Source organism: Streptomyces sp. NPDC031049, assembly GCF_055571015.1.
This window is the reverse complement of record NZ_JBVIGC010000021.1, coordinates 24,169-47,576: the sequence shown is the minus strand read 5'-3', so window position 1 is coordinate 47,576 and position 23,408 is coordinate 24,169. Positions and strand designations below refer to the sequence as shown.

Sequence of the window (23,408 nt, the reverse complement as noted above, 5' to 3'; positions counted from 1 at the left end):
GCTGGAGCGCCCGGCACGGCCGAAGCGCCCGGCACGGCCGAAGGGCCGCAGCCCCCGAGCGGCTGCGGCCCTTCTTCGCGTCCGTGTGCGCGGGTGCCGGAACTACAGCACGCGCACCGCGCCGCTCGGCGGGTCGTAGTCCAGCGACGCCTGTACGACGCCGGAGGACGGGTTCTGCGCGCCGACGAACTGGCCGTTGCCGATGTAGACGGCCACGTGGTACGCGCTGCCGGCGCCGCCCCAGTAGAGGATGTCGCCCGGCTGGAGGTTGCTCAGCGAGACCTGGGTGCCGGCGGTGGACTGCGACTGCGAGACCCGCGGCAGGTCCACGCCGACCTGGCGGAAGGCGGCCTGCACCAGGCCGGAGCAGTCCCAGGAGTTGGGGCCGGTGCCGCCGGAGACGTAGGCGTCGCCGACCTGGGCCTGCACGAAGGAGACGACCGCCGCGGCGGAGCCGGTGGCGGAGGTGCTGGTGCTCGTGGAGGCGCCGGCGGAGGCGGAGGACCCCGTGGAGCCGGTGTCCACGGAGGCGCTCAGGGTGGCGCGCTCGCTGCTGCGGGCGGCGCGCTCGGCGGCGGCCTTGCGGGCGGCCTCCTCGGCCTTCTTCCGCTCCTCCTCCGCCTTCTTCTTGGCTTCCTTCAGGTCCGCCTTGGCTTCCTTGGCGGCCTTCGCGGCGGCCGCGTCACGCTCGGCACGCAGCTCGTAGTTCGCAGCCGCCAGCTGGGTGGCCTCCGCGGACTGGGCGACCTGAGCGGCCAGGTCACCCGTCAGGGTGGGCAGTTCCAGCGTCTGCGTGACCGGCTCGGCGGCATTCGCCGACCCGGCGGCCCCGGCCACGGCCAGGGTGCTGAGGACGCCACCGGTGACTCCGGCCCGCATCGCGATTTTGGACGCGCTGCGGCGGGGCTTCCGGTGGCTGCGTATGTGAGCGGTGTGGGACATGGAAACAACCGGTATCAGGAGCTCCTCCATACCTTCAAGAAACGTGTGCTGCGCCACAGTTGTTCAACCGAGCCCCTGAATCCCGGGCGTGTCGGCCTTTATTGACGCCGTAACGGACATTGCGGACGCCTGTGATACGCCTGTGATCACGGGCTTTGATCGTTACGCCCGAATTGCTCCCCGCCTACCACTGGTTGAGGCGGTTGGCCAAGCCCGCTTCTCACGGGCCTCTCATCGATGTGGCGGAGGTCACGGAACGGTTACCGCTGCGGTCGCGTCCCGCGCGCCCGTGCCGGGGTCGCGGCGCCACGGTCCGCTCGTGAACGCGTGCACGCGTCCACACCGGGCTCCGCTCCTCCCTCTGATGTGTGAACGGGTTCCTCTACCAAGAGATCGCGTCCGGCACCAATTTGCATGCGCGGGAACCCTCTTGATATGGAGACGCACCCTCTGGCCAGCGGCGACGAGCGAAAATGTCACCTCTGGTGACCACTCGGACGCTTCCTGTACGAAGATCACCGCTGATACGACTTCATGATCCTTCGTCAGGTGGTGGAGATCACAAAGCTTGTGCAATACCCCGTGTCGCAGATCACAGAGCCGCGGGCATAAGATGCGGAGCAGTTGGGCTTGTGACCTGCTTCACATGTTCTCGATCTTCGCCGGGACCAGCGGGGTTCGTGGGACTGCCGGGGCGGAAGTGAGCCCAGTGCAACCGCCAGCAGTCAGTGCCGACTGAGAGGAGCGAGGAGCGGTGAACGCGTATGCGCCCATCCTCGTACTGGGAGCCCTCGGGGCAGGCTTTGCGATCTTCTCCGTGGTCATGGCCACGCTGATCGGTCCGAAGCGGTACAACCGGGCCAAGCTCGAGGCCTACGAGTGCGGGATCGAGCCGACCCCCACGCCGGCCGGCGGCGGGCGCTTCCCGATCAAGTACTACCTGACGGCGATGCTCTTCATCATCTTCGATATCGAGATCGTCTTCCTCTACCCCTGGGCCGTCACCTTCGACGCCCTGGGGATTTTCGGGCTCGTGGAGATGTTGCTCTTCGTGCTCACCGTCTTCGTCGCGTACGCGTACGTATGGCGGCGCGGCGGCCTGGAATGGGACTGAGGGGCCTTTAGTCATGGGACTCGAAGAAAAGCTGCCGAGCGGCTTCCTGCTGACCACCGTCGAGCAGGCCGCGGGCTGGGTGCGCAAGGCGTCGGTCTTCCCCGCCACCTTCGGCCTGGCGTGCTGCGCCATCGAGATGATGACCACCGGCGCCGGTCGCTACGACCTGGCGCGCTTCGGCATGGAGGTCTTCCGCGGCTCACCGCGGCAGGCGGACCTCATGATCGTCGCGGGCCGGGTCAGTCAGAAGATGGCGCCGGTGCTGCGGCAGGTCTACGACCAGATGCCGAACCCCAAGTGGGTGATCTCCATGGGGGTCTGCGCCTCCTCCGGCGGCATGTTCAACAACTACGCGATCGTCCAGGGCGTCGACCACATCGTCCCGGTCGACATCTATCTGCCCGGCTGCCCGCCACGGCCGGAGATGCTGGTGGACGCCATCCTCAAGCTGCACCAGAAGATCCAGAACTCCAAGCTCGGTGTGAACGCCGAGGAGGCGGCCCAGGAGGCGGAGCAGGCGGCGCTCAAGGCCCTGCCCACCATCGAGATGAAGGGGCTGCTGCGATGAGCGACGCGAACGGCACCGCGGGCGGCGCGGGCGGCGTGAACCCCGAGAAGGACCTCTCCGCCGAGAACCTCCCCGGTCAGCGGGGCCAGGGCGGCGAGGAGATCCGCGTCCAGCGCGGCATGTTCGGCGCCAACAACGGCGGCGACACCTCCGGTTACGGCGGACTGGTCCGCTCGGTCCGACTCCCGGGGCCGGCGAGCAGGCCGTACGGCGGCTGGTTCGACGAGGTCGCCGACGAACTCGAGGGCGCGCTGGAGGAACAGGGCCTGCTGCCCGAGAACGCCATCGAGAAGACGGTCGTCGACCGCGGCGAGCTGACCTTCCACATCGAACGCGAGCACCTGGTCCGCGTCGCCCGCACCCTGCGCGACGACCCGGCCCTGCGCTTCGAGCTGTGCACCGGCGTCAGCGGCGTCCACTACCCGAACGACAAGGGCCGCGAGCTCCACGCCGTCTACCACCTGCGCTCGATCACCCACAACCGGCTGATCCGCCTGGAGGTCAGCGCCCCCGACAGCGACCCGCACATCCCGTCGTTGTTCTCCGTCTATCCGACGAACGACTGGCACGAGCGCGAGACGTACGACTTCTTCGGCATCGTCTTCGACGGTCACCCGGCCCTGACGCGGATCATGATGCCGGACGACTGGCAGGGCCATCCGCAGCGCAAGGACTACCCCCTCGGCGGCATCCCCGTCGAGTACAAGGGCGCCCAGATCCCGGCTCCGGACCAGCGGAGGTCGTACTCATGAGCACTTCCCACGCCTCCCCTCGGGAGACCACCGAAGGCACCGTCTACACGGTCACCGGCGGCGACTGGGACGAGGTCGTCCAGTCCGCGGCCCGCGCCGACGACGAGCGCATCGTCGTCAACATGGGTCCCCAGCACCCCTCCACCCACGGTGTGCTCCGCCTGATCCTGGAGATCGACGGCGAGACCGTCACCGAGGCCCGCTGCGGCATCGGCTACCTGCACACCGGCATCGAGAAGAACCTCGAGTACCGGACGTGGACCCAGGGCACCACGTTCGTGACGCGCATGGACTACCTGACCTCGTTCTTCAACGAGGCGGCGTACTGCCTCGCGGTCGAGCGCCTGCTCGGCATCGAGGACGAGATCCCCGACCGCGCCACGATCATCCGGGTGCTCCTGATGGAGCTGAACCGGCTCTCCTCCCACCTGGTGTGCATCGCCACCGGCGGCATGGAACTCGGCGCCACCACGATCATGATCTACGGCTTCCGTGATCGTGAACTGATTCTCGACATCTACGAGCTGATCACCGGCCTGCGGATGAACCACGCCTACATCCGCCCCGGCGGACTCGCCCAGGACCTGCCCCCGGGCTCGGTGGACCACATCCGCGAGTTCGTGAAGCAGATGAGGAAGAACCTCCCGGAGTACGACAAGCTCGCCACCGGGAACCCCCTCTTCAAGGGCCGGATGCAGGACATCGGCTACCTCGACCTGGCCGGCTGCATGGCGCTCGGCGCGACCGGCCCCATCCTGCGCTCCACCGGCCTGCCGCACGACCTGCGGAAGGCGCAGCCGTACTGCGGTTACGAGACGTACGACTTCGACGTCCCGACCGCCGACACCTGCGACGCCTACGGCCGCTTCCTGATCCGCCTGGAGGAGATGCGCCAGTCGCTCAGGATCATCGAGCAGTGCCTGGACCGGCTGGAGCCCGGCCCGGTCATGGTCGGCGACAAGAAGATCGCCTGGCCGGCCCAGCTCGCCCTGGGACCGGACGGGCTCGGCAACTCCCTCGACCACATCAAGAAGATCATGGGCACCTCCATGGAGGCCCTGATCCACCACTTCAAGCTGGTCACCGAGGGCTTCCGCGTCCCACCGGGACAGGCCTACGTGGCGGTCGAGTCGCCCAAGGGCGAACTCGGGGCGCACGTCGTCTCCGACGGCGGCACCCGTCCCTACCGGGTCCACTTCCGGGACCCGTCCTTCACCAACCTTCAGGCGATGGCGGCGATGTGCGAGGGCGGCCAGGTCGCCGACGTCATCGTCGCCGTCGCGTCCATCGACCCCGTGATGGGAGGCGTCGACCGGTGACCACCAGTTCCTCGGAGCAGGGTGTCAGCCTCGGCATGCCCGAGCTGCCCGCGCCCGACTACCCGGACGACGTCCGAGCGCGACTGGAGTCCGACGCGCGCGAGATCGTCGCCCGCTACCCGGACTCCCGGTCCGCCCTGCTGCCGCTGCTGCACCTGGTGCAGTCGGAGGAGGGCCACGTCACGCGCACCGGGATGCGGTTCTGCGCGGACGTGCTCGGTCTGACCACCGCCGAGGTGACCGCCGTCGCGACCTTCTACACCATGTACCGGCGCCGCCCCTCCGGCGACTACCAGGTCGGGGTCTGCACCAACACCCTGTGCGCGGTCATGGGCGGCGACGCCATCTTCGAAGAGCTCCAGGAACACCTGGGCGTCGGCAACGGCGAGACCACCGACGACGGCAAGGTCACCCTGGAGCACATCGAGTGCAACGCGGCCTGCGACTACGCCCCCGTCGTGATGGTCAACTGGGAGTTCTTCGACAACCAGACCCCGGACAGCGCCCGGCGGCTCGTCGACGACCTGCGCGCGGGACGGCCGGTCACGCCCACGCGCGGTGCGCCGCTGTGCACCTTCAAGGAGACCGCCCGGATCCTGGCGGGCTTCCCCGACGAGCGCGAGGGCGCCCTCGAGGCCGGGGGGAGCGGCGGACCCGCCTCCCTGATCGGCCTGAAGCTGGCGAAGGGCGAGACCTCCGCCGCGCGCGTGGTGCACCCGCGGGACGGCGGGCCGCACGACGCCGAGGGACGGGCCGTGCACGACCCGTCGCCGACGGAGCACCTCAGCTCGCACGACGCGCCGCAGGACACATCGGCCTCCGACCCGTCCCACCCGTCGGGCCCTGTCGCCGAGGAGGGGGAGTGATGACCTTGGCAGCCGAGATCAAGGACACCAGCCCGGAGAAGCTGCTCGCACCCGTGCTGTCGGCCTTCTGGGACGAGGACGAGTCCTGGACCCTGGACGTCTACCGGAGGCACGAGGGGTACGAGGGGCTCCGCAAGGCGCTGGCGATGTCGCCGGACGACCTGATCGCGTACGTCAAGGACTCCGGTCTGCGCGGACGCGGCGGCGCGGGGTTCCCCACCGGAATGAAGTGGCAGTTCATTCCCCAGGGGGACGGCAAGCCTCACTATCTAGTTGTCAACGCCGACGAATCGGAGCCGGGAACCTGCAAGGACATCCCGCTCCTCTTCGCGAACCCGCACAGCCTCATCGAGGGCATCGTGATCGCGTGCTACGCCATCCGGTCGTCGCATGCCTTCATCTATCTGCGGGGTGAAGTCGTCCCCGTGCTGCGGCGGTTGCACTCGGCCGTCGCCGAGGCCTACGCGGCGGGCTTCCTCGGCGAGAACATCCTGGGCAGCGGACTCGACCTCGACGTCACCGTGCACGCGGGCGCGGGCGCGTACATCTGCGGTGAGGAGACCGCGCTGCTCGACTCGCTCGAAGGCCGCCGGGGCCAACCGCGGCTTCGTCCCCCCTTCCCTGCGGTGGCAGGCCTCTATGCCTGCCCGACTGTGGTGAACAACGTCGAATCCATCGCGTCGGTTCCCGCGATCCTGAACAAGGGCAAGGAATGGTTCAGGTCGATGGGCAGCGAGAAGTCCCCGGGCTTCACGCTCTACTCGCTCAGCGGCCACGTCGCCAGGCCCGGCCAGTACGAGGCGCCGCTCGGCATCACGCTGCGCCAGCTCCTCGACATGAGCGGCGGGATGCGCCCCGGCCACCGGCTGAAGTTCTGGACACCGGGCGGCTCCTCCACGCCGATGTTCACCGACGAGCACCTCGACGTGCCCCTCGACTACGAGGGAGTGGGCGCGGCGGGTTCCATGCTCGGCACCAAGGCCCTCCAGTGCTTCGACGAGACGACCTGCGTGGTCCGCGCCGTCACCCGCTGGACCGAGTTCTACGCCCACGAGTCCTGCGGCAAGTGCACCCCCTGCCGCGAGGGGACGTACTGGCTCGTGCAGTTGCTGCGCGACATCGAGGCCGGCAAGGGCTCGATGGAGGACCTCGACAAGCTGAACGACATCGCCGACAACATCAACGGCAAGTCGTTCTGCGCCCTCGGCGACGGCGCCGCCTCGCCGATCTTCTCCTCGCTCAAGTACTTCCGTGAGGAGTACGAGCAGCACATCACGGGCCGTGGCTGCCCCTTCGACCCGGCCAGGTCGACGGCCTGGGCCGACCACCGTACGGAGGTGAACGCATGACTGTGACCACGAGCGCTCCCTCCGGCGGGGGAGAGGCCGCGGTCCCGCCCGAGGACCTCGTGACGCTGACGATCGACGGCATCGAGATCAGCGTGCCCAAGGGCACCTTGGTCATCCGGGCCGCCGAGCAGCTCGGCATCGAGATCCCCCGGTTCTGCGACCACCCGCTCCTCGACCCGGCCGGCGCCTGCCGGCAGTGCATCGTCGAGGTCGAGGGCCAGCGCAAGCCCATGGCGTCCTGCACCATCACCTGCACCGACGGGATGGTGGTCAAGACCCAGCTCACCTCGCCGGTCGCCGAGAAGGCCCAGCACGGGGTGATGGAGCTGCTGCTCATCAACCACCCCCTGGACTGCCCGGTCTGCGACAAGGGCGGCGAGTGCCCGTTGCAGAACCAGGCGATGTCGCACGGCAACGAGGAGTCCCGCTTCGAGGGGAAGAAGCGGACCTTCGAGAAGCCCGTGCCCATCTCCACGCAGGTGCTGCTCGACCGCGAGCGGTGCGTGCTGTGCGCCCGCTGCACCCGGTTCTCCAACCAGGTCGCCGGCGACCCGATGATCGAACTACTCGAACGCGGCGCGCTCCAGCAGGTCGGCACCGGCGAGGGCGACCCCTTCGAGTCGTACTTCTCCGGCAACACCATCCAGATCTGCCCGGTCGGCGCGCTCACCTCGGCCGCGTACCGGTTCCGCTCCCGCCCCTTCGACCTGGTGTCCTCCCCGAGCGTGTGCGAGCACTGCTCGGGCGGCTGCGCCACCCGCACCGATCACCGGCGCGGCAAGGTCATGCGCCGCCTCGCGGCCAACGACCCCGAGGTCAACGAGGAGTGGATCTGCGACAAGGGACGCTTCGCGTTCCGGTACGCGCAGCTGCGGGACCGCCTCGACACACCGCTGATCCGCAACGCCGAGGGCGACCTGGAACCGGCCTCCTGGCCGGAGGCGCTCCAGATCGCCGCACAGGGGCTGCTCGCCTCCCGGGGCCGTACCGGTGTCCTGACCGGTGGGCGGCTCACCGTGGAGGACGCCTACGCGTACAGCAAGTTCGCGCGCGTGGCGCTCGACACCAACGACATCGACTTCCGCGCGCGCGTGCACAGCGGTGAGGAGGCCGACTTCCTGGCCGCCCGGATCGCCGGCCGCGGCCGTGACCTCGACGGCACGGGTGTCACCTACACCGCCCTGGAGAAGGCACCGGCCGTGCTGCTCGTCGGGTTCGAGGCCGAGGAGGAGGCGCCCGGCGTCTTCCTGCGGCTGCGCAAGGCCTGGCGCAAGCACGGGCAGCGGGTGTTCTCGCTGGCCACGCACGCCACGCGCGGCCTGGAGAAGGCCGGCGGCACGCTGCTGCCGGCGGCCCCCGGCACCGAGACCGAGTGGCTGGACGCGCTCGCGAGCGGCGTCGGCCTGGAGGACCCGGGAACCGCCGCGGCCGAGGCGCTGCGCACCGAGGGCGCGGTGATCGTCGTCGGTGAGCGGCTGGCCGCCGTCGCCGGTGGTCTCACCGCGGCCGTACGGACCGCGGCGGCGACCGGCGCCCGGCTGGTGTGGATCCCGCGCCGGGCCGGCGAGCGCGGCGCGATCGAGGCGGGCGCGCTGCCGTCGTTGCTGCCGGGCGGGCGTCCGGCCACCGACCCGCGCGCGCGTGAGCAGGTCGCCGCCGCCTGGGGCGTCGCCGACCTGCCGCACCGCTACGGCCGCGACACCGGCCAGATCCTGGAGGCAGCCGAGAGCGGCGAACTCCAGGCGCTGCTGGTGGCGGGCGTGGAGATCGCCGACCTGCCCGACCCGGCACGCGCGCGTGCGGCACTCGCGGAGGTCGGCTTCGTGGTCTCGCTGGAGCTGCGGCCCAGCGAGGTCACCGCACTCGCCGACGTCGTCCTGCCCGTCGCGGCGGTCGCCGAGAAGGCCGGCACCTTCCTCAACTGGGAAGGCAGGGTCCGCTCCTTCGAGGCGGCGCTCAAGCCCGACCAGATGACCCGCCGCCCCGCGCCGACCGACGCGCGCGTGCTGCAAATGCTGGCCGACGCCATGGACGTCCACCTGGGACTGCCGGACCTGCGGACCGTGCGCGCGGAGATCGACCGGCTCGGTGCGTGGGACGGGCCGACGGCCGGCGAGCCGGTCGAGACCGCGGGCGCGCTGCCCCGGCCCGCCGCCGGGGAGGCCGTGCTCGCCGGGCACCGGCTCCTGCTCGACCAGGGCGTGCTCCAGCGGGGCGACGAGGCGCTCGCCGGCACCCGGCACGCCGCCCGTGCCCGGCTGTCCGCCGCCACGGCCGCCGAGGCCGGCGTCGAGGACGGCGACGTCCTCGCGGTCACCGGCACCGCCGGCACCGTCGAACTGCCCTTGCAGATCACCGAGATGCCCGACCGGGTGGTCTGGCTGCCGCTGAACTCCACCGGTACCGGCGTCGCCTCCGACGCCGGGGCGCTGCCCGGAGCCCTCGTCCGCATCGGCCCGGCGACGTCCGTCGGCGAGGCCCCCAAGGAGGTGGAGGCATGAGCCCGTACCTCGCCACCGAGGACCTGACGGTCCTCGCCGCGGAAGACCTGTCGATGTTCGGCCGCGACCCCTGGTGGCTGATCCTCATCAAGGCGGTCTTCTGCTTCGCCTTCCTGATGGTGACCGTGCTGATCTCCATCGTGATGGAGCGCAAGGTCGTCGCCTGGATGCAGCGGCGCGTCGGCCCGAACCGGCACGGCCCCTGGGGCATGCTCCAGTCGCTCGCCGACGGCGTGAAGCTGATGCTCAAGGAGGACGTCGTCGTCAAGCGCGCCGACAAGGTGGTGTACGTCCTCGCGCCGGTCGTCGCGGCCGTCCCCGCGTTCATGGCGATCGCGGTGATCCCCTTCGGACCGGCCGGCAACGAGATCTCGATCTTCGGTCAGCGCACCACGATGCAGCTCACCGACCTGCCGATCGCGCTGCTGTACATCCTCGCGGTCGCCTCGGTCGGCATCTACGGCCTCGTGCTGGCGGGCTGGAGTTCCGGGTCGACCTATCCGCTGCTCGGCGGCCTGCGCTCGTGCGCGCAGATGATCTCGTACGAGATCGCGATGGGCGCCGCGTTCGCCTCCGTCTTCCTCTACTCGGGGTCGATGTCGACGTCGGCGATCGTCGAGCAGCAGGCGGACCGCTGGTACCTGGTGCTGCTGCCGGTGTCCTTCCTCATCTACATGGTGACGATGGTCGGCGAGGTCAACCGCGCCCCCTTCGACATGCCGGAGTCCGAGGGCGACCTGGTCGGCGGCTTCAACACCGAGTACTCGTCCATCAAGTTCGCGATGTTCATGCTGGCCGAGTACATCAACATGGTGACCGTCTCGGCCGTCGCCGTCACCCTCTTCCTCGGCGGCTGGCGGGCCCCGTGGCCCATCAGCACCTTCTGGGAGGGCGCGAACCACGGCTGGTGGCCGATGCTCTGGTTCACCGGCAAGCTCCTGACGCTGCTCTTCATGTTCGTGTGGCTGCGCGGCACCCTCCCGCGGGTCCGCTACGACCAGCTGATGAAGCTCGGCTGGAAGGTCCTCATCCCGGCCTCCCTGGTGTGGCTGATGATGGTCGCCACCGTGCGGGCGCTGCGCAACGAGAACTACGGCTTCGGGGACATCGCCCTGTACATCGCCGGCGCCGTCATCGTCCTGCTGGTGCTGTCCTTCGTCGTCGACATGTTCCGCGACAGGTCCAAGCGGGCCGAACAGCCCGTCCAGGAGCCGCCCGCGTTCGACCCGATGGCCGGCGGGTTCCCCGTACCGCCGCTGCCGGGACAGGAGCTGCCGCCGGTGCCGCGCCGCCGCCCGCGCCGGGAGCGAGAGCTGATTGTCAGTGGCGGGCCCGATACTCACAGTGACGGACCCCTGGGCGGATCAACGGATGGAAAGGAGGCGTCCGATGGCTGAGGAACCCAAGGACACCAAGCCCGGTTTCCAGAACCCCGTGGCCGGCTTCGGCGTGACCTTCAAGGCCATGTTCAAGAAGCGGCTCACCGAGCAGTACCCGGAGCAGCAGAAGACCACCGCTCCGCGCTTCCACGGACGGCACCAGCTCAACCGCCATCCCGACGGCCTGGAGAAGTGCGTCGGCTGCGAGCTGTGCGCCTGGGCGTGCCCCGCCGACGCGATCTACGTGGAGGGCGCGGACAACACCGACGAGGAGCGCTACTCGCCGGGCGAGCGGTACGGCCGCGTCTACCAGATCAACTACGCCCGCTGCATCCTGTGCGGCCTGTGCATCGAGGCGTGCCCCACGCGCGCGCTGACGATGACCAACGAGTTCGAACTGGCCGACTCCAGCCGGGCCGACCTCATCTACACCAAGGAGCAGCTGCTCGCCGGTCTGGAGGAGGGCATGGTCGACACCCCCCATGCCATCTACCCCGGGACCGACGAGCAGGACTACTACCGGGGCCTGGTGACGGAGGCCGCGCCCGGCACGCAGCAGCAGGTCGCGCACTCCGAGGGCGAGGTGGTCCAGGAGGGCGACTCGACCTTCGGCGGGACCGAGCCGGCCTCCGAGAAGGTGATCGGCCGATGACCGAGCAGCTCGCCGCCTACTCCACCTCCACCGGAGAGGCAGTCCAGTTCTGGATCCTCGGCACGGTCGCCGTGATCGGCGCCCTGTGCACCGTCTTCATGAAGAAGGCCGTGCACAGTGCGCTCTGCCTCGCCGGGACCATGATCGTGCTGGCGGTGTTCTACCTGGCCAACGGCGCCTACTTCCTCGGTGTCGTGCAGATCATCGTCTACACCGGCGCGATCATGATGCTGTTCCTGTTCGTCGTGATGCTCGTCGGCGTCACCGCGGCGGACTCCCTGAAGGAGACCATCAGGGGACAGCGCTGGCTGGCCCTGCTGTGCGGGCTCGGCTTCGGCATCCTCCTGGTCGGCGGCATCGGCAACGCCGCCCTGACGGAGTTCACCGGCCTCGGCCAGGCGAACGCGAACGGCAACGTGGAGGGCCTCGCGTCCCTCATCTTCACCAGGTACGTCTTCGCCTTCGAGGTCACCGGCGCCCTGCTCATCACGGCCGCCGTCGGCGCCATGGTCCTCACCCACCGCGAGCGCACCGAGCGGGCCAGGACCCAGCGGGAGCTGGCCGAGCAGCGGGTGCGCGAGGGCACCTACCTGCCGCCGCTGCCGGCGCCCGGTGTGTACGCCCGGCACAACGCCGTCGACATCGCCGGGCTGCTGCCCGACGGCACGCCGTCCGACCTCACGGTCAGCAAGACGCTGCGCGAGCGCGGCCAGATCCGTGACGTGTCGCAGGAGGCGCTCAACGACCTGCGGGCGCTGGAGCAGCGCGCCGAGGAGCGGCTGGAGCGCAAGGCGGTCGGTCCGGCCACCTTCAAGCGGGCCGAGGAGGCGTCGAAGTGAACCCCGTCAATTATCTGTACCTAGCGGCCCTGTTGTTCACGATCGGCGCCACCGGCGTGCTGATCCGGCGCAACGCGATCGTCGTGTTCATGTGCGTCGAGCTGATGCTCAACGCCTGCAACCTCGCCTTCGTCGCCTTCTCCCGGATGCACGGCAATCTCGACGGCCAGGTCATCGCGTTCTTCACGATGGTCGTCGCCGCCGCGGAGGTCGTGGTGGGGCTCGCGATCATCGTGTCCCTGTTCCGTTCCCGCCATTCGGCCTCGGTCGACGACGCCAGCCTGATGAAGCTGTAGAGGGGTCGCTCAATCGTGGAGAACTTGATTGCGCTGCTGGTGGCGGCGCCCCTGCTCGGAGCGGCGGTCCTGCTGTGCGGTGGACGCCGGCTGGACGCCGTCGGACACTGGATCGGCACCCTGCTCGCCGCCGTGTCCTTCGCCCTCGGCCTGGTCCTCTTCGCCGACATGCTCGGCAAGGGCGCCGAGGACCGCACCCTCACCCAGCACCTGTTCAGCTGGATCCCGGTCGAAGGCTTCCAGGCCGACGTCGCCTTCCGGCTCGACCAGCTGTCGATGACGTTCGTCCTGCTGATCACCGGTGTCGGCTCGCTGATCCACCTGTACTCCGTGGGGTACATGGAGCACGACGAGCGCCGCCGCCGCTTCTTCGGCTACCTGAACCTGTTCCTCGCGGCGATGCTGATCCTGGTCCTCGCCGACAACTACCTGCTGCTGTACGTCGGCTGGGAGGGCGTGGGCCTCGCCTCCTACCTGCTGATCGGCTTCTGGCAGCACAAGCCCAGTGCCGCCACGGCCGCGAAGAAGGCCTTCCTCGTCAACCGCGTCGGCGACATGGGCCTGTCCATCGCGATCATGCTGATGTTCCTGTGGTTCGGCACCTTCGCCTTCGGGCCGGTGCTCGGCGGCCACGGGGAAGCGGGACTCGCCGGTGAGGCCGGCGAGGGCAAGCTCACCGCCATCGCCCTGATGCTGCTGCTCGCCGCCTGCGGCAAGTCCGCCCAGGTGCCGCTGCAATCCTGGCTCGGGGACGCGATGGAGGGCCCGACCCCGGTCTCCGCCCTCATCCACGCCGCGACGATGGTGACGGCGGGCGTCTACCTGATCGTCCGGTCCGGGGCCGTCTTCAACGGCGCGCCCGACGCGCAGCTGGTGGTCGCCATCGTCGGCGCGGTCACGCTGCTGTTCGGTGCGATCGTCGGTTGCGCCAAGGACGACATCAAGAAGGCGCTGGCCGGCTCGACCATGTCGCAGATCGGCTACATGGTGCTGGCCGCGGGCCTCGGCCCCATCGGCTACGTCTTCGCGATCATGCACCTGGTGACGCACGGCTTCTTCAAGGCCGGCCTGTTCCTCGGCGCCGGTTCGGTCATGCACGGCATGAACGACGAGGTCGACATGCGCCGCTACGGCGGACTGCGCAAGTACATGCCGGTCACCTTCGTCACCTTCGGCCTCGGCTACCTCGCCATCATCGGCTTCCCGGGCCTGTCCGGCTTCTTCTCCAAGGACAAGATCATCGAGGCGGCGTTCGCCAAGGGCGGCACCGAGGGCTGGATCCTCGGCGGCGTGGCCCTGCTGGGCGCGGCCATCACGGCGTACTACATGACGCGCGTGATGCTGATGACGTTCTTCGGCGAGGAGCGCTGGCGCAACGCCCCGACGCCGTCCCCGGCCCAGCCGGACGTGGAGCCCGCCGCCGAGACGCGCGGCGAGTACACACCGCCGCACCCGCACGAATCGCCCAAGGTCATGACGATCCCCATGATCGTGCTGGCCGTCGGGTCGGTCGCCGGCGGTGCGTTCTTCAGCATCGGGGACCGCTTCGTGCACTGGCTGGAGCCGATCACCGACCACGCGCACGGCCACCCGCCGGTCAGCGCGCTCACGGTGACGCTGTCCACGGTCGCCGTGATGGTCGTCGGCGTCGCGATCGCCTGGGCGCAGTACGGGCGCCGCCCGGTCCCGGCCGTCGCCCCGCGAGGCTCGCTGCTCACCCGGGCCGCCCGCCGCGACCTGCTCCAGGACGACTTCAACCACGTGGTCCTGGTCCGCGGCGGCGAACACCTCACGCGCTCCCTGGTGTACGTCGACCACAGCCTGGTCGACGGCGTGGTCAACGGCACGGCGGCCTCGGTCGGCGGCCTGTCCGGGCGGATGCGCAAGCTTCAGAACGGCTTCGCGCGCTCGTATGCGGTCTCGATGTTCGGCGGTGCGGCGGTCCTCGTCGCCGCGACCCTGCTGATGAGGGCGGTCTGATACCGATGTCCTTTCCCCTGCTGACAGCGACGGCGGTGCTCCCGGCCGTCGGGGCGATCGCCACGGCCGCCGTGCCGGCCGCGAAGCGCACCGCGGCCAAGTGGCTCGCGCTGCTGTTCTCGCTGGCCACACTCGCTCTCGCGATCACGGTGCTGGTCCGCTTCGACCCCGGCGGCGACCGCTACCAGCTCACCGAGTCCCACGCCTGGATCGCGGACTTCGGCGTCAGGTACGAGCTGGGCGTGGACGGCATCGCGGTGGCGCTCATCGCGCTGACCGCCGTGCTGATCCCGTTCATCATCCTCGCGGGCTGGCACGACGCCGACCCGCTGGAGACCGGCAGCCGGCGCTGGCGGCCCACCCAGGGCTTCTTCGCGCTGATCCTGCTGGTCGAGGCGATGGTGATCCTCTCCTTCGAGGCCACCGACGTCTTCCTCTTCTACATCTTCTTCGAAGCCATGCTCATCCCGATGTACTTCCTCATCGGCGGCTTCGGGGACCGTGCCCACGAGCACGGTGAGAAGGCGGCGGCGACGCAGCGGTCGTACGCGGCGGTGAAGTTCCTGCTCTACAACCTGGCCGGCGGTCTGATCATGCTGGCCGCGGTGATCGGCCTGTACGTGGTCGCCGGGAACTTCTCCCTCACGGAGATCGCGCAGGCCCGCGCGAGCGGCGAGCTTCAGATGGCGACCAGCACCGAGCGCTGGCTGTTCCTCGGCTTCTTCTTCGCCTTCGCGGTGAAGGCGCCGCTGTGGCCGCTGCACACCTGGCTGCCCAACGCCATGCAGGAATCCACCGCACCGGTCGCCGTGCTGATCACGGCGGTGGTGGACAAGGTGGGCACCTTCGCGATGCTCCGCTTCTGCCTCCAGCTGTTCCCGGAGGCCAGCAAGTGGGCGACGCCCGTCATCCTGGTCCTGGCGCTGGTCAGCATCATCTACGGCGCGCTGCTGGCGGTCGGCCAGCGGGACATCAAGCGGCTGGTGGCCTACGCGTCGATCTCCCACTTCGGCTTCATCATCATGGGCATCTTCGCGATGACCAGCCAGGGCCAGTCCGGAGCGACGCTCTACATGGTCAACCACGGCATCTCCACCGCCGCGCTGATGCTGGTGGCCGGCTTCCTCATCTCGCGGCGCGGCTCGCGGCTCATCGCCGACTACGGCGGTGTGCAGAAGGTCGCACCGGTGCTCGCCGGCACCTTCCTGATCGGCGGCCTGGCGACGCTGTCGCTGCCGGGCCTCGCGCCCTTCGTGAGCGAGTTCCTGGTCCTGGTCGGCACGTTCACGCGTTATCCGGTGGTCGGCATCATCGCCACCTTCGGCATCGTCCTCGCCGCGCTCTACACCCTCGTCCTGTACCAGCGGACGATGACGGGCCCGGTGAAGCCCGAGGTCGCCAAGATGCCGGACCTGCGGCTGCGTGAGCTGGTGGTGGTGGGGCCGCTGGTCGCCCTGCTGATCCTCCTGGGCGTGTACCCGAAGCCGCTCACGGACGTGGTCAATCCGGCGGTCGAGCAGACCATGTCGGACGTACAGAAGAAGGACCCCCAGCCCGAGGTGGAGGCGGCCAAGTGAGCGCAACAGCCGTCCACAGCCTGTGGACAACGGCGGCCACCGCGGCCGAACCGATCGCGAAGATCGATGCTCCCAAGATCGAGTACGGGCAGCTCGCGCCCACCCTGATCGTCGTCGGCGCGGCGATCCTCGGGATCGTCGTCGAGGCGTTCGTCCCGCGCCGGTCCCGCTACTACGTGCAGATGTTCGTGTCCGCCGTCGCGCTCACCGCCGCCTTCGCCGCGGTCGTCGCGCTCGCGTCGACCGGATACGGCACGACCAAGGCGGGCATCGCGGCGATGGGCGCGATCGCCGTCGACGGACCCGCCCTCTTCTTGCAGGGCACCATCCTGCTGGCCGGACTGGTCGGTCTGTTCACCTTCGCCGAGCGCCGTCTCGACCCGGCCGCGCACGGCAACCGCGTCGACTCCTTCGCCGCCCAGGCGGCGTCCGTGCCGGGCAGCGACAGCGAGAAGAAGGCGGTCAAGGCCGGCTTCACCACCACCGAGGTGTTCCCGCTGCTGATGTTCGCGGTGGCCGGCATGCTGATCTTCCCGGCGGCCAACGACCTGCTGACGCTGTTCGTGGCCCTGGAGGTCTTCTCCCTGCCGCTGTACCTGCTGTGCGCGCTGGCCCGCCGCAAGCGGCTGATGTCACAGGAGGCGGCGGTCAAGTACTTCCTGCTCGGCGCGTTCGCCTCCGCGTTCACCCTGTTCGGCATCGCCCTGCTCTACGGCTACGCGGGCTCGATGTCGTACGGCACGATCGCGCAGGTCGTCGACGGCACGGTGCAGACCGTCACCCCGGCGCTCGCGCAGACCATGGGCAACGACGCGCTGCTCCTCGTCGGCTCCGCCCTGGTCGTCATGGGCCTGCTGTTCAAGGTGGGCGCGGTGCCGTTCCACATGTGGACGCCGGACGTGTACCAGGGCGCGCCGACGCCGGTGACCGGGTTCATGGCGGCGGCCACGAAGGTGGCGGCCTTCGGCGCCCTGCTCCGCATCCTCTACGTGGTCCTGCCCGGCCTGCGCTGGGACTGGCGGCCGGTGATGTGGGCGGTGGCGATCGTCACCATGCTGGCCGGCGCGATCGTCGCGATCACGCAGACCGACATCAAGCGGCTGCTGGCGTACTCGTCGATCGCGCACGCGGGCTTCATCCTGGCGGGTGTCATCGCGGTCACGCCCGACGGCATCTCCTCCGTCCTGTTCTACCTGGCGGCGTACTCGTTCGTGACGATCGGCGCGTTCGCCGTGGTCACGCTGGTGCGGGACGCGGGCGGCGAGGCGACGCACCTGTCGAAGTGGGCGGGGCTGGGCCGCCGGTCGCCGCTGGTGGCGGCGGTGTTCGCGGTGTTCCTGCTGGCCTTCGCGGGCATTCCGCTGACCTCCGGCTTCGCGGGCAAGTTCGCCGTGTTCAAGGCGGCGGCGGAGGGCGGCGCGGTCCCGCTGGTCGTGATCGGCGTGATCTCGTCGGCGATCGCGGCGTTCTTCTACATCCGGGTCATCGTGCTGATGTTCTTCAGCGAGCCCCGTCCGGAGGGCCCGACGGTCGCGGTGCCGTCGCCGCTGACGATGACGGCGATCGGCATCGGCGTCGCGGTCACGGTGGTGCTCGGTGTGGCACCGCAGTACTTCCTGGACCTCGCCGGACAGGCGGGGGTGTTCGTGCGCTGACGCGGCACGGCGCACGCGGTACGGGGCGGCCCGGCACCCTTCGGGGGGTGCCGGGCCGCCCTCTGCCGCGCTGGGGTGCTCACTCGCCGCCGCCGCGGCGCGGCCTGATGCCGGTGAGGTCGAGGTCCGCCGGGAAGGGAGCGCTCACCTTCATGCGCTCCCGGAAGATGCCCACGCCGGTGTAGGCGCCGGTGGTGGGCTCCAGCTCGAAGGCGTGGACGGCGGCGAGGCCCTTGTCGTTCTCGACCCGCCAGTAGTGCGGGATGCCCGCGCGGGCGTACTTCAGAGGCTTGGTCTCGCGGTCGCGGGAGACGGAGTCGGCCGAGACGACCTCGACGGCCAGCGTGACGGCAGCGGCCGGGTAGCGGGTCTGCTCCGGGTCCTCGACCACGTCCGCGCGGACCACGATCACATCGGGCTCGGGCCGGTTCTGCCGGTCGATGTCGATGGTGAACTCGCGGACGACCTCGAATTCCGCCGGGGCGAGGGACTGCAGCTGCCAATTGAAGAAGTCGACAGCACGCGAGTGGAAGAGTGTCTGCGGACTCACGAAGACGAGGCTCCCGTCGATCAGTTCCGTGTGCGGAGGCAGATTCGGGAGGCGGTCCAGGTCGTCGGCGGTCCAGCCGCCCTCGGGAGGGATCGGCCAGGTGGGCGTGGACGCCTTCGGTGCGACGCTCATCAAAGCTCCCATGGGACGGAGTCTCGCCGGTGCAATCAGACTATCCGCCGGAAACGGGCGGGTCTCCCGCGAACGTGTGAACGACGATCGTGTCCTTGACGGGGCCGGGGCGGACGGTGAGAAGGGCGGCCTGTGGATAACTCCCGGGGGTGTCGGTGCGGGGCCCTATCGTGGAGGCAGTGCTCGGGGGAGTGCTTGACGAGGTGGCCGGGACGGGGCAGGACGTACGGGGGACAGGACGATGGGCGGGACGGCAGTGATCGGCGAGACCAGGACGACAGGGACGGCGACGGACGGTGGGGCGCTCGCCGCGCTGCGCCGGGTCTTCGGCTACGAGGCGTTCCGCGGTGAGCAGGAAGCGGTCATCGACCATGTGGTGGCCGGCGGCGACGCCGTCGTGCTCATGCCGACCGGCGGCGGCAAGTCGCTCTGCTACCAGGTCCCCTCCCTGGTCCGGCCCGGTACGGGCATCGTGGTCTCGCCGCTCATCGCGCTCATGCAGGACCAGGTGGACGCACTGCGTGCGCTGGGCGTGCGTGCGGGGTTCATGAACTCGACGCAGGACTTCGACGAGCGACGGATGGTCGAGGCCGAGTTCCTGGCCGGGGAGCTGGACCTGCTCTACCTGGCCCCCGAGCGGCTGCGCCTGGACAGCACCCTCGAGCTGCTCTCCCGCGGAAAGATCGCCGTCTTCGCGATCGACGAGGCGCACTGCGTCTCGCAGTGGGGTCACGACTTCCGGCCCGACTACCTGTCCCTTTCGCTGCTCGGCGAGCGCTGGCCCGACGTGCCCCGGATCGCGCTCACGGCGACGGCCACCCGCGCGACCCACCGGGAGATCACCGAGCGGCTGAACATGCCGGCGGCCCGCCACTTCGTGGCGAGCTTCGACCGGCCCAACATCCAGTACCGGATCGTGCCGAAGACCGACGCCAAGAAGCAGCTGCTGAGCTTCCTGCGCGAGGAGCACCCCGGCGACGCGGGCATCGTCTACTGCCTCTCGCGCAATTCGGTCGAGAAGACGGCCGAGTTCCTGACCCGCAACGGCATCGAGGCGGTGCCGTACCACGCGGGCCTGGACGCCGGCACCCGCGCCGCCCACCAGGCGCGCTTCCTCCGCGAGGAGGGCCTGGTGGTCGTGGCGACCATCGCCTTCGGCATGGGCATCGACAAGCCGGACGTGCGCTTCGTCGCCCACCTCGACCTGCCCAAGTCGGTCGAGGGCTACTACCAGGAGACCGGCCGCGCCGGCCGCGACGGACTCCCGTCGACGGCGTGGATGGCCTACGGCCTCAACGACGTCGTCCAGCAGCGCAAGCTGATCCAGTCCGGCGAGGGCGACGAGGCGTTCCGCCGCCGCGCCCAGGCCCACCTGGACGCCATGCTGGCGCTGTGCGAGACCGTCCGGTGCCGCCGCGGCCAGCTCCTCGCCTACTTCGGGCAGGACCCGGACGAGGCGGGCTGCGGCAACTGCGACACCTGCCTGACCCCGCCCGAGACCTGGGACGGCACGGTCGCCGCGCAGAAGGTGCTGTCGACGGTGGTGCGGCTCAAGCGCGAGCGCGGGCAGAAGTTCGGCGCGGGACAGATCATCGACATCCTGCTGGGCAAGCGGACCGCCAAGGTGATCCAGTTCGACCACGACCAGCTCTCCGTGTTCGGTATCGGAGAGGAGCTGACCGAGGGCGAGTGGCGGGGCGTCGTCCGGCAGTTGCTGGCCCAGGGGCTGCTCGCCGTCGAAGGGGAGTACGGGACGCTCGTGCTGACCGACGCCAGCGCGGCGGTGCTGCGCCGCGAGCGGGAGGTGCCGCTGCGCAAGGAGCCGAAGAAGCCGGCGGCGGCGCGCGCGTCGGGCGGGTCGCGGGGCGAGCGCAAGCCCAAGGCCGCCGCGGCCGAGCTCCCCGAGGAACTGCTGCCCGCCTTCGAGGCGCTGCGCGCCTGGCGTGCGGAGCAGGCCCGCGAGCAGGGCGTCCCGGCGTACGTGATCTTCCATGACGCCACGCTGCGCGAGATCGCCACGGTGTGGCCGACGTCGATCGAGCAGCTCGGCGGCATCAGCGGCGTCGGCGAGAAGAAGCTGACGACGTACGGGGAAGGCGTGCTGGCGGTACTGGCCGGACTGGGCGGCGCGGGCGACCCGGCGACGGCGTCCGACGGCGGCCCGGACGACCGGCCCGAGGACGAGCCGGACCCGGGGCACACGGACCTGAGATAGCCGCTCCCCGGAGCCGGGCGGCGACTGCCCAGCCGGGCGGCGACCGCCCCGCAGGAGCGTCAGGACAGCGCCGTCAGGCCCGGTGCGAAGGTGATCAGCAGGGGGATCAGCGGCACCAGTGCCGCCACGGTCGACGTCAGTGCGCGGTGGCGGCGCCGTGGGCGGGGCTGGGGTTCCAGGAGGCGGTCGACGCGCTCCCCGAGCAGACGGTGGCTGGAGGCGCAGGACAGCACGCCCCGGTGCTGGTTCAGCTCGATCAGGGCGAGCGCGGTGGTGAGGTGGCCGCAGCGGCGGGAGGCGGTGTCGTCGGCGGCGAGTTCGACCAGGCGGTGGGTCTGGTCGCAGAAGTGGGCGAAGAGCGGGATACGGGGGAAGCCGGTGGCCAGTGCGGTGGAGAGGTGGAGCAGCCAGTCGTGGCGGGCGCGGGCGTGGCCGCGCTCGTGGGTGAGGACGGCGTCGAGCTGGTGGTCGGTGAGGCGGTGCAGGGCGCCGGTGGTGACGATCAGCTGGGGCGGGTTGCCCGGCATCCACCAGGCGTCCGGGTACTCGTCCTCCAGGACCAGGAGCGGGCCGCGTTCGGCGGGCAGCCCGGCCGGCAGGTCGGGAGCGCGCTCGCGCAGGTGGGCGCGGGAGCGGGCGCGGCGCCGGCGGGCCTCGACCAGCTCACGGCCGAGCATGGCGGTCGTCCAGGCGGCGCCGCAGGCCAGCAGCAGGGTGAGGGCGGCGGCCCAGGCCGGGCCGGCGGAGAGGTTGTACGCCTCGGTCACCGCGGGCGGCGCGGGGGCGAAGAGCTGGGCGCGGACGGTGCCGAAGATGGCGGCGGCGCTCAGCGCCAGAGCCGTCAGGCAGCTCAGCAGCACGGTGGCGACCAGGCACTGCCACACCCACAGCGCGACGACGGGATCCCGCTCGGGCCAGGTGGCGCGGGTCAGCGCACGCGGCGCGGGCACGGCGGCGGTCAGGGCGACGACGCTCAGCAGGAGCAGGCAGACGGTCATGCCACGGGCTCCGGTTCCTGGTCGGAAGGCGGCTTCGGCTCTGGTTCGTGCGGGCGGGAAGGGAGCGACGCGCACACCGCCCGCCGCCAGTATGACGGGGACGGGCGGTGTGAGTCAGGTGCTGACGACCGTCGGATGCGGCGAAGTTCCGGGGCGGGACGCCCGCAGGAGGGCGCCCCGCGCCGGCATCCGCCTCAGCACCGGCCGTCCCGGGGGCCAGGAGGCCGTGAGGCGTCCCCCGCGGCTCGCGTCAGCCCGCGGTGATCCGCCCCGTCACCTCCCCGAGCCCGACGCGCGTGCCGTCCGGACCCGGGGCCCACGCCGACAGGGTGACCACGTCGCCGTCCTCGAGGAACGTGCGCTTGCCGTCGGGGAGTTCCAGCGGGTCGCGGCCGTTCCACGTCAGTTCCAGCAGGGACCCGCGCTCCCGCTCGGTGGGACCGCTCACCGTGCCCGAGCCGTAGAGGTCGCCGGTGCGCAGGGAGGCCCCGTTCACGGTCATGTGGGCCAACTGCTGCGCGGCGGTCCAGTACATGGTGGAGAACGGCGGCTCGGAGACGACATGGCCGTTGATCGCCACGGAGATCCGCAGGTCGAAGCCGCCGGGCTCGTCAGCGGAGTCGTCGAGATAGGGCAGCAGCTCGTGGGTGCGCTCCGGAGGAGAGACCCGCGCCTCGTCCAGGGCGTCCAGCGGCGTGATCCACGCCGACACCGACGTGGCGAAGGACTTCCCGAGGAACGGGCCGAGGGGGACGTACTCCCAGGCCTGGATGTCCCGCGCGGACCAGTCGTTGAGGAGGCACAGCCCGAAGACGTGCTCGCGGAAGTCCCCGAGCGGCACCGGCCGGCCCAGCTCGGACGGCACACCGACCACGAAGCCGACCTCGGCCTCGATGTCCAGCCGGACGGACGGACCGAAGACCGGCGCGGCGTCGGCGGGCGCCTTGCGCTGACCCGACGGCCGTACGACGTCCGTGCCGGACACCACGACCGTGCCGGAGCGGCCGTGGTAGCCGATCGGAAGGTGCTTCCAGTTCGGGGTCAGGGAGTCGGCCGCGTCGGGGCGGAAGATCTGGCCGACGTTCCGGGCGTGGTTCTCGGAGGCGTAGAAGTCGACGTAGTCGGCGACCTCGAAGGGCAGGTGCAGGGTCACCGACGACAGGGGGTGGAACAGCGGTTCCAGGGTCTGGCGGTGGGAGGGGACCGTCACCCAGGCCGTGAGCGCGCGCCGGACGTCCGACCAGGCGGTGCGGCCGGCCGCCAGCAGCGGGTTGAGGGTGGGCCGCGCGAGCAGGGAGGCGTACGGCGAGCCGAGCGCGCGGGCCGCCGCGCCGACGTCGAGGACGTGGTCGCCGAGCCGGACGCCCACCGTCCGCTCCTGCGTGCCGGGGATCGAGAACACGCCGTACGGGAGGTTGTGCGGACCGAAGGGGTCGCCCTCGGGGACATCGAAGGGGGGCATCGGGTGCTGCCTCGCTTTCGTGCTCGCCATGTGCGCCGTGCGCGCCGGGTGCGCCACGTGTTCCGTGGCCGGGCCACACGTTACGGCGGACACGCCGGTCTTGGGCAGAGCCGGAGGTGTCGGCACGGGAGAGCGCGAGGGAGGAGGAAGGTGCCGGTGGGGCGGCCCGTGGGGCAGCGCGGGGCCGGGTCGGCGGGTTGCGCTCCGCTTCCGCTTGTGTGCGGGAAGTTGTCCACAGGGCGGGCCGCAATCTTGACGGAGC

The 23,408-nt window shown here is 70.4% G+C and carries 19 protein-coding genes; 15 read left to right on the top strand and 4 right to left on the bottom strand.

Annotated features, from left to right (window positions below; translation table 11 throughout):
- Positions 1-102: 102 nt before the first annotated feature.
- Positions 103-942 (bottom strand): C40 family peptidase, encoded by an 840-nt coding sequence (locus ACZ45Q_RS28840; protein WP_468266603.1) that lies wholly within the window; start codon positions 940-942, stop codon positions 103-105.
- Positions 943-1,696: 754 nt separating this feature from the next.
- On the opposite strand from ACZ45Q_RS28840, the gene ACZ45Q_RS28835 reads away from it, so the two are divergent.
- From ACZ45Q_RS28835 to nuoN, 14 genes are read left to right on the top strand one after another with little or no spacing between them, the layout of a single operon-like run.
- Positions 1,697-2,056 carry an NADH-quinone oxidoreductase subunit A gene (locus ACZ45Q_RS28835; protein WP_003974383.1) on the top strand — a complete coding sequence of 120 codons (360 nt, stop codon included), beginning with the start codon at positions 1,697-1,699 and terminating at the stop codon, positions 2,054-2,056.
- 13 nt (positions 2,057-2,069) lie between these two features.
- Entirely contained in the window at positions 2,070-2,624 is a 555-nt protein-coding gene (locus tag ACZ45Q_RS28830) for a NuoB/complex I 20 kDa subunit family protein (protein ID WP_468266601.1), read from the top strand.
- On the top strand, positions 2,621-3,376 hold the full coding sequence (locus ACZ45Q_RS28825) for an NADH-quinone oxidoreductase subunit C (RefSeq protein ID WP_468266599.1): 756 nt from the start codon (positions 2,621-2,623) through the stop codon (positions 3,374-3,376). Before ACZ45Q_RS28830 ends, ACZ45Q_RS28825 begins: the two co-directional genes overlap by 4 nt.
- The gene (locus ACZ45Q_RS28820; RefSeq protein WP_468266597.1) at positions 3,373-4,695 is read left to right on the top strand and encodes an NADH-quinone oxidoreductase subunit D; all 1,323 of its coding nucleotides are present in this window, start codon (positions 3,373-3,375) and stop codon (positions 4,693-4,695) included. Before ACZ45Q_RS28825 ends, ACZ45Q_RS28820 begins: the two co-directional genes overlap by 4 nt.
- Positions 4,692-5,561, top strand: coding sequence for an NADH-quinone oxidoreductase subunit NuoE (gene nuoE, locus ACZ45Q_RS28815; protein ID WP_468266595.1), 870 nt, complete (start codon positions 4,692-4,694; stop codon positions 5,559-5,561). Before ACZ45Q_RS28820 ends, nuoE begins: the two co-directional genes overlap by 4 nt.
- Positions 5,558-6,910 (top strand): NADH-quinone oxidoreductase subunit NuoF, encoded by a 1,353-nt coding sequence (nuoF, locus tag ACZ45Q_RS28810; RefSeq protein WP_468266593.1) that lies wholly within the window; start codon positions 5,558-5,560, stop codon positions 6,908-6,910. Before nuoE ends, nuoF begins: the two co-directional genes overlap by 4 nt.
- Entirely contained in the window at positions 6,907-9,411 is a 2,505-nt protein-coding gene (locus ACZ45Q_RS28805; RefSeq protein ID WP_468266591.1) for an NADH-quinone oxidoreductase subunit G, read from the top strand. The genes nuoF and ACZ45Q_RS28805 overlap by 4 nt, the downstream gene beginning before the upstream one ends.
- Entirely contained in the window at positions 9,408-10,808 is a 1,401-nt protein-coding gene (nuoH, locus tag ACZ45Q_RS28800; protein WP_468266589.1) for an NADH-quinone oxidoreductase subunit NuoH, read from the top strand. The genes ACZ45Q_RS28805 and nuoH overlap by 4 nt, the downstream gene beginning before the upstream one ends.
- Positions 10,801-11,442 carry an NADH-quinone oxidoreductase subunit NuoI gene (nuoI, locus tag ACZ45Q_RS28795; RefSeq protein ID WP_468266587.1) on the top strand — a complete coding sequence of 214 codons (642 nt, stop codon included), beginning with the start codon at positions 10,801-10,803 and terminating at the stop codon, positions 11,440-11,442. Before nuoH ends, nuoI begins: the two co-directional genes overlap by 8 nt.
- Positions 11,439-12,281: an NADH-quinone oxidoreductase subunit J gene (locus tag ACZ45Q_RS28790; RefSeq protein ID WP_468266585.1), complete on the top strand. Its 843-nt coding sequence runs from the start codon at positions 11,439-11,441 to the stop codon at positions 12,279-12,281. The genes nuoI and ACZ45Q_RS28790 overlap by 4 nt, the downstream gene beginning before the upstream one ends.
- Positions 12,278-12,577 (top strand): NADH-quinone oxidoreductase subunit NuoK, encoded by a 300-nt coding sequence (gene nuoK, locus ACZ45Q_RS28785; protein ID WP_037929353.1) that lies wholly within the window; start codon positions 12,278-12,280, stop codon positions 12,575-12,577. Before ACZ45Q_RS28790 ends, nuoK begins: the two co-directional genes overlap by 4 nt.
- A gap of 15 nt (positions 12,578-12,592) precedes the next feature.
- On the top strand, positions 12,593-14,557 hold the full coding sequence (nuoL, locus tag ACZ45Q_RS28780) for an NADH-quinone oxidoreductase subunit L (protein WP_468266583.1): 1,965 nt from the start codon (positions 12,593-12,595) through the stop codon (positions 14,555-14,557).
- A gap of 5 nt (positions 14,558-14,562) precedes the next feature.
- Complete coding sequence (locus ACZ45Q_RS28775) at positions 14,563-16,134, top strand: NADH-quinone oxidoreductase subunit M (RefSeq protein WP_468266581.1); 1,572 nt, start codon at positions 14,563-14,565, stop codon at positions 16,132-16,134.
- On the top strand, positions 16,131-17,789 hold the full coding sequence (gene nuoN, locus ACZ45Q_RS28770; RefSeq protein ID WP_468266579.1) for an NADH-quinone oxidoreductase subunit NuoN: 1,659 nt from the start codon (positions 16,131-16,133) through the stop codon (positions 17,787-17,789). Before ACZ45Q_RS28775 ends, nuoN begins: the two co-directional genes overlap by 4 nt.
- 79 nt (positions 17,790-17,868) lie before the next feature.
- On the opposite strand, the gene ACZ45Q_RS28765 is transcribed toward nuoN, so the two are convergent.
- Positions 17,869-18,471 carry a Uma2 family endonuclease gene (locus ACZ45Q_RS28765; RefSeq protein WP_468266577.1) on the bottom strand — a complete coding sequence of 201 codons (603 nt, stop codon included), beginning with the start codon at positions 18,469-18,471 and terminating at the stop codon, positions 17,869-17,871.
- Between the two features lie 241 nt (positions 18,472-18,712).
- Between ACZ45Q_RS28765 and recQ the strand changes: the two genes are divergently transcribed.
- Complete coding sequence (gene recQ / locus ACZ45Q_RS28760; protein WP_468266575.1) at positions 18,713-20,686, top strand: DNA helicase RecQ; 1,974 nt, start codon at positions 18,713-18,715, stop codon at positions 20,684-20,686.
- Between the two features lie 59 nt (positions 20,687-20,745).
- Here the strand turns inward: recQ and ACZ45Q_RS28755 are convergent, their stop codons facing one another.
- Positions 20,746-21,684 carry a M56 family metallopeptidase gene (locus ACZ45Q_RS28755; RefSeq protein ID WP_468266573.1) on the bottom strand — a complete coding sequence of 313 codons (939 nt, stop codon included), beginning with the start codon at positions 21,682-21,684 and terminating at the stop codon, positions 20,746-20,748.
- A gap of 250 nt (positions 21,685-21,934) precedes the next feature.
- On the bottom strand, positions 21,935-23,146 hold the full coding sequence (gene fahA / locus ACZ45Q_RS28750) for a fumarylacetoacetase (protein ID WP_468266571.1): 1,212 nt from the start codon (positions 23,144-23,146) through the stop codon (positions 21,935-21,937).
- Positions 23,147-23,408: the final 262 nt, after the last annotated feature.